Annotated in this window: 6 protein-coding genes; 1 reads left to right on the top strand and 5 read right to left on the bottom strand. The window is 65.7% G+C overall.

Annotated elements, in window-relative coordinates:
• The first annotated feature begins 114 nt into the window (after positions 1 to 114).
• The gene (locus tag ACZ3H8_RS40540) at positions 115 to 1,776 is read left to right on the top strand and encodes a hypothetical protein (RefSeq protein ID WP_467410355.1); all 1,662 of its coding nucleotides are present in this window, start codon (positions 115 to 117) and stop codon (positions 1,774 to 1,776) included.
• A 179-nt stretch (positions 1,777 to 1,955) separates the two neighbouring features.
• Here ACZ3H8_RS40540 and ACZ3H8_RS40535 read toward each other — a convergent pair whose 3' ends face one another.
• From ACZ3H8_RS40535 to ACZ3H8_RS40515, 5 genes are read right to left on the bottom strand one after another with little or no spacing between them, the layout of a single operon-like run.
• Positions 1,956 to 3,404 carry a cytochrome P450 gene (locus ACZ3H8_RS40535; RefSeq protein WP_467410353.1) on the bottom strand — a complete coding sequence of 483 codons (1,449 nt, stop codon included), beginning with the start codon at positions 3,402 to 3,404 and terminating at the stop codon, positions 1,956 to 1,958.
• A complete protein-coding gene (locus ACZ3H8_RS40530) occupies positions 3,401 to 4,024 on the bottom strand; it encodes a GTP-binding protein (RefSeq protein ID WP_467410350.1) in 624 nt (207 codons plus the stop codon). Before ACZ3H8_RS40530 ends, ACZ3H8_RS40535 begins: the two co-directional genes overlap by 4 nt.
• Complete coding sequence (locus ACZ3H8_RS40525; RefSeq protein WP_467410347.1) at positions 4,005 to 4,319, bottom strand: DUF742 domain-containing protein; 315 nt, start codon at positions 4,317 to 4,319, stop codon at positions 4,005 to 4,007. The genes ACZ3H8_RS40530 and ACZ3H8_RS40525 overlap by 20 nt, the downstream gene beginning before the upstream one ends.
• Before the next feature lie 38 nt (positions 4,320 to 4,357).
• Positions 4,358 to 4,747, bottom strand: coding sequence for a roadblock/LC7 domain-containing protein (locus tag ACZ3H8_RS40520; protein ID WP_398993277.1), 390 nt, complete (start codon positions 4,745 to 4,747; stop codon positions 4,358 to 4,360).
• Between the two features lie 20 nt (positions 4,748 to 4,767).
• Entirely contained in the window at positions 4,768 to 6,090 is a 1,323-nt protein-coding gene (locus ACZ3H8_RS40515; protein WP_467410345.1) for a sensor histidine kinase, read from the bottom strand.
• Between the last annotated feature and the right edge of the window lie 178 nt (positions 6,091 to 6,268).

The following is a 6,268-nucleotide window of genomic DNA, read 5'->3' as shown; positions in this document are numbered from 1 at the left end:
TTGGAGGACGGCAATGTTCAAGGATAAAGGGGCGCCGATTCACGGTGCGGAGATGAAACCCGGCAGCCTTCCCGCCGCGGAAGATATGGCAGCCTTGTATGACCGGGGGCCTCAATGATGAGGCGAAGCGATACCAGCGGCAAGCTCAAAGGGGCGATCAAGGCAAACATCAGGCCGTGCACCACAAAGTACAAGCGCCGCGAAGAAGAGGGCATCGCGCGCCTCAGCGTGGCCGACGCCCGAAGGCGCCAAGTGAACACCGCAGCGTTATCGGTGGAAGGAGCCCTGAACCGCGCACCGAAGGAGTTCCCCGAGCCTGACGGACACGGCGCAGCACGCCTACGTGAGTTGGACAAGTGCCTCAACGTCGTCCGGAAGGCGTTCCCCGGCGTGGAAACCGAGGTTCGGATGTGCAGGCTGGCCTGCCAGATGCTGGAAGGCGCATGGCGCGAACGGGCACAGACCACGCTCCCCATCCCGGACGAGGCGGCCCCGTGCACATGCACCTTCTGCTCCCGGCTCCCGGCGCCACCCCCACGCCACCTGGAGGATTACGACTGGCGCAGAAGCGACGGACGCCCGCTCACTGTCAAGACGTGGCCCTATCGGCAGGAACTCGACAGCGTCCTGACCGGCGGCTGGGTATGGACCAGGAAGATGAACGACTCAGACGTGGACTTCGGCCTCCGGTTCCGGTACGAGGACGACATCCTGGTTTTTCACGAATACAAACGCGCCGTGACAGCCATCGATGTCGCAGAGGTTACTCAAGTCGTCAAGGAGGGCCTCGCCGAATGCTTTAGCACCAACGGTGTTCGCGCCGTGGTCTCCGGGCTCTACGCCGCCTACAAACGGTCCGTGGACGAGCACTGGCTCGCACGGCACACCGCGGGCACCGTCACCCTTCCGCAGTCCTCCCCGTTCGACAAGCCCACCTACGCCCTGCTCCAGTTGCTGGACTGCCTGTTCTGGCACACCGCCCCCGACAGCGAACTCTGGCAGGAAGAGAACCTGGCCTCGCTCGTCCTGTGTCGCGTCCTGAACGACATGGTCGACGTCAGAGCTGACGCCGTCACCGGGGAAATCGACAACTTCTGGCTGTCCTCCATGTCCAGCCACGAGAAGACCCTGTACGCGGTGTGCGCCATTGCCCTGGTCAAATACGGGTGCATGCCGGAATCCCACGGCCTGATGTGGAATACGTGGCTCATGGGAACCACCATGGTTTGGATGGGGCTGACTGGTCGTCACGCTCTGTGGTACGACGGCATCACCAACGGCCTGCCCCCAATCGAGGACTGCCCCTTGTGTGGTATCCAGCCCAACGCCTGCGTCGGCCTGGTGTCCGGCGGCGTCACCTTACGCACCGGCCCCCGACCCACAGTGGAAAGCCTGGGCGCACGCGCAACCCTGCTCTCGGCCCGCTGCAGCACCGAGTACCCCCAGGTGTGGCAGCTGCTCCACACCGAACTCGCCGCCTTCGAAGGCCTCCACGGCGAATGGCACGGCGACGTTGACAGCACCTGGGAGATTTTGCGCCGTACCTACCTCGCTGCCGTCACCGCATCGCTCGCGGGCGGGGCGGGCGCGCGTGCCGTCCAGATCGACTCCGGCGCTGTCGGCGCTGACCTGTTCCATGTCCTGCACCGGCCGCCGACCTGGAAGGAAGACACCGCGCTGCTTGCCTACATGTTCGGGTGCGCACACCCGCACTTCCCGTGGAACAGCCAGGGCTATACGCCGGCAAAAGTCGGCGGCGACTGGTTGGACGGCTGAACCGCCCCGGCACAGGATGAGCGAACCTGGCGGTTCCTTGGCCTCGAGTGAGCAAACCGTGCACGCTGCGCCAGACCGTTTGAGCGCTCGGTTGGTGCCGCCCAGCTGTGAGGGGCTGCCGGCCCAGGCTCTCCGGCAGCCCCCTCGGCTCTGGCTCGGTCTGGCGAGACGTGCGAGCCCTACCGCCTCCGCAGGAACCGCATCAGCCGGGCCCGCCACGAGGCGCGGGGTTCGGGTCGGCGCATCAACTCGGGCTCGGATACTGGCCATTGGTGTGCCGCCGACATAACGCTGCTTGGCGCGGGCGGGGCGGGCAGCGGTGCCAGCACATCACGGGCTTCCGAAGTGCGGGAAGTGAACTTCACGGGCAGCGCCGTCAGATGGCGGGTCCAGGTGGAGGAGCGCCAGCTGAGCTCTTCCTCGGGAATCGCCGGGCTGATGTCGGGAAGCCGAGTAAGCAGGATGTCGATGCCGGTGTCGGCGATGACGCGGCCGATGTCCTGGCCGGGGCACTCGTGGGCGCCGGCGCTGAAGGACAGGTGCGCGCGGTTGTGGTGGACGCGAGTCGAGGGATCCGGGCGGACCGCCTGATCAACGTTCCCGGCGGCCAGGCCCAGCAGGAGCATGTCTCCCGCCTTGATCTCCTGTCCTCCGAGGGAGGTGTCACCGGTGGCCCAGCGGCCCGGGCACACCATCAGCGGTGGCTCGTCCCAGAGCACCTGCTCCACTGCTTCCGGCAAGGTCATCTGGCCCCCGGCTAGCGATCCGCGGAACCGCGGGTCAGTGACCACCATGCGTAGCACGTTGGCCATGAGATTGGCGGTTGTCTCATAACCTGCGAGCAGGATGAGGCGCAGGTGGTGCTGCACCTCCTCGTCGCTGAGGTTGGCCGGGTGGGCCATCAGTACGGATGCGATGTCCTGCCCGGGCAAGGCGCGCTTGGCGATGACGAGCTGCTCGAGGGTCTCCAGCAAATAGGCGTTGCTGGCGAGCGCCGTTTCGGAACCCTTGATCAGGTCCCGGCAGGCATGCACGAGCTTGGGACCGTACTCGTCCGGCATTCCGAGGAGGTGGGTGAGAACGAGCATGGGCAGGTGTTCGGTGAACTGACCGACCAGCTCCGCCTTGCCTTTTTCGCAGAATTCGTCAACCAGTTGGTGCGCGAAGCGGGTGATGTGGCGGCGGATTCCGCGTTGATCGAACTGGTTGAGGCCGGTCGTGACCGCGCCGCGCAGGCGCTGGTGCTCTTCGCCGTCAGCGGATACGCAGTCGGGACGCCATCCGATCATCGGGACCAGCGGCGAGGTGATGGCGTCGATCTCACCACTCTTCCAGCCGTGCCAGATGCGGGAGTCACGGGAGAACTGGGTGGAGCGGCTGGCCACATCACGGTTCTCGAGGTACCCCAGGACGAGCCAGGCACGTACGTTCCCGTCGAGCAGGACGGGCGCCACGGGACCGTGAGCGGCACGCAACTTCTCGTACAGGCCCATGGGGTCGGTTTCGGCAGCGGAGCCATAGAGCCGGGTCACTCCGTCGGCTCCTGTGGCGGTGTGGGCAGGGCAGCCCGGGGGCGGGGTAAGCCCTGACTCTGTGGTGGTGGTGTGGTCAGGGGGTGGGACGGTCATGGGGACTCCTGAGCGGCGGCGAGGGTGCGCAGGTAGCCCATCAGTGAGAGCAGGGCGTCGCGGCTGGAGGACCGGTCGCGTGCGTCACAGGTGATGATGGGCACCGATTCCTTGAGGGCCAGAGCAGTGCGCAGGGCGGGTATCGGGTGCTTCGGGGCCTCGGGGAAGGTGTTGATGGCCACGACGAAGGGGACGCGGCGGTCTTCCAGACGGGTGATGATCTCGAAACAGACTTCGATTCTCCGGGTGTCGACGAGGACCACGGCGCCGAGCGCGCCTTCGAAAATGCCGTTCCACAAGAACCAGAAGCGCTCCTGTCCCGGCGTTCCGAAGAGATAGAGGATCAGCTGCTCGTTGATGCTGATGCGACCGAAGTCCATCGCAACGGTTGTGGTGTTCTTGCCTTTGGTCCCGGGATTGTGGTCGATCCCGACGCCGGCCTGAGTCATAGTTTCTTCGGTGGTTAAGGGCGAGATCTCGCTCACCGCCCCGACCATGGTCGTCTTGCCGACCCCGAAGCCGCCGACAATCACGACCTTGACGCCCCTGGCGCCGTGCGGCAGCAGCACGTCCGAGCTGCGGGGGCCGGCGGCGGGTGCGTTAGAGCTTGCGTAGTCCATGGATCACCGCCTCCAGAAGGTCAAATTCGGGGACCGCCGCGACAGGAACGGGAGCAATGGCCTCAACTCGCTCGTCACCGACGAGCTTGGAGAGCAGCACCGTGACGACGCTGAACGGCAGGCTGAGATATGCGGAGATCTCGGCGACCGAGAGCGGGTAGTGACACATGGTGAGGATGGCCGCCTGCTCGGGCTGCATACCGGGTTCGGGTGCGGACCTCGAGGCGATGAGGGTGACCAGGTCGAAGGTCTTGGCTGTGGGACCCGGGCCACCGGAGATGACATACAGCGGCACGGGACTGCCCTCATCCCATGCGCCCTGGTTCTCCAACGTCACATCGCCTGCCCGATGTCATCACGAGGCGGGCTGGTCATGTGCTGGCCGATCCGGACCACCAGGGTACGCATGCGGTCGCCCAGCAACCCTGCGTCCACTTCCTCATCGGCCAGCACCGCGAGGTAGGCCCCTGGTCCGGCCGCCATCAGGGAGAAGTATCCGCCGTCGACTTCGATCCCGACCATGCGCGTCGAGCCGTCTCCGTGAGGGAACTTCTGCGCGATGGCCTTCGACAGGCTCTGCATGCCTGAACAGGCAGCGGCGATCGCGTCAGCGGTGTCGGTCTCCGTGTTCGCTTGACCGATGCACAGGCCGTCCGAGGACAATACGATCACGTGTCGTACATACGGGACGCTGGCAGCGAGCTCGTTGAGCATCCAGTCCATGTTGGGCAGTTGCGGCACGGTTACTCACCCTTATCTGATGGCTCGCTGGTTTGGCTGGAAGGGTCTGTGCCCGGTCTTTCGCCGCTGAACGCTTCCCAGATCAGGCCCGGCCGCCGGGCTGTGCCGGCTGTTCCTGGGGAGGGAGTCGGAGCAGCCGGGGGATGGGGAGTCGTGCGGACGACTGGTGTCGGGACGGGCGACTGCCGTTGCCGCTGCGGCAGTCCGTTGGCGGCCTGTTTGACCTCGACGGAATCTGCTGCAGCATCGCGCGTCATTGTCGGCCTTGGCACGGTCGGTGCGTCCGTGTGCTTCGGGGCAGGCTGATGAACTGTGGTGATCAGGCGCCGCGGGACGAGCACGACGGCTCGGACGCCTCCGTACGCGGAGGTGCGCAAGTCGACGTCGAGGCCGTTCTCGCGGGCCAGCCTGCTGACCACGGGCAGGCCGAGCTGCGTCGCCTCGCCCAGGTTGGCCAGATCCATGCCGGATGATGCCTGAGCCATGACGCGGTCAATGCGCTGCCGGACCTCTTCGGTGAGGCCAACCCCACGATCCTCGATCTCGATCGCAATACCGGAAGGCACCTCGCTCGCGGTCACTTCGACCGGGGTGTGCGGCGGTGAAAAGGTCGTGGCGTTGTCGAGCAGCTCGGCGAGCAGGTGGATCAGCGGCTCGGCTCCTTGACCGATCACGGCCACCTCAGTCACCGACTGCAGCTTCACCCGTGGATAGTCCACGATGCGTGACATGGCCCCCCGCACGATGTCGTAGAGAGGGATGGCCTTCGACCACTGACGCCCGGGCCGGGCGTTACCCAGCACCGCGATGCTGGCCGCAAGGCGCCCGATCAGGGCATTGCGATGGTCGACGTTCTGCAGGCCGTGGGAGACTACGACATCCGTGCCGTGCAGGATCTGCATGTCGTGGAGGTTCTTGGCGAGTTGATGCACGATGGCCTGGACCCGACGGGCGATCGCCACCAACGCCCTCTGTGAGGAGTCCCGTGTGTGCTCCTCGGCCTCCACGGCTTCCAGGAGCGTCTTCAGAGCTGCCCGGAGTGCTTCGGCGAACTCGCTGTCGAGATGTCCCCCGAACATAACGGACTGCAGGATCTCCGACGCGGGCTCACCCTTCTGGAGACGGGCGACTGCCGCGGGCAGGAGCTCTTCGGCGAGCCATACGGTGGTGGCCCGCTGATCGGACAAGCGCCCGAATAGCGCCGCTTCGCGTTGCGTGTAGTACTGCTGCACACCGGCGGTCGCCTGGGCATGGCGGGCCGCCTCTGCTGAGCGCGCCCGGCGCGCCGTCTCAGCCGAAGTGATGGCCGTCAGGACGACTGCCACGAGGCCGCACCAGGCAACCGGTAGGCGTATCTGTGCCGGGACAATGATCAGCGCTATACCGCAGGCCCCGGCCAGAACACCGGGGATTAGCCATGCTGGAGCCACTGCACGTGGCAGGGCTCTAAGGGATGAACCTGCACGAACCATCTAGGGGTCCCTAAACAATCTGAAATTAGTG

The organism is Streptomyces sp. NPDC002868 (assembly GCF_055563295.1).
Note: the sequence above shows the minus strand (reverse complement) of the source record. Positions and strands in the feature narration are given on the sequence as shown.

What these genes read in the sequence shown, in the direction of transcription:
- ACZ3H8_RS40530 (WP_467410350.1), bottom strand. Translation starts at nt 4,024, where the DNA reads ATGGACTACGCAAGCTCTAACGCACCCGCCGCCGGCCCCCGCAGCTCG.
- ACZ3H8_RS40520 (WP_398993277.1), bottom strand. Translation starts at nt 4,747, where the DNA reads ATGGACTGGATGCTCAACGAGCTCGCTGCCAGCGTCCCGTATGTACGA.
- ACZ3H8_RS40535 (WP_467410353.1), bottom strand. Translation starts at nt 3,404, where the DNA reads ATGACCGTCCCACCCCCTGACCACACCACCACCACAGAGTCAGGGCTT.
- ACZ3H8_RS40540 (WP_467410355.1), top strand. Translation starts at nt 115, where the DNA reads ATGATGAGGCGAAGCGATACCAGCGGCAAGCTCAAAGGGGCGATCAAG.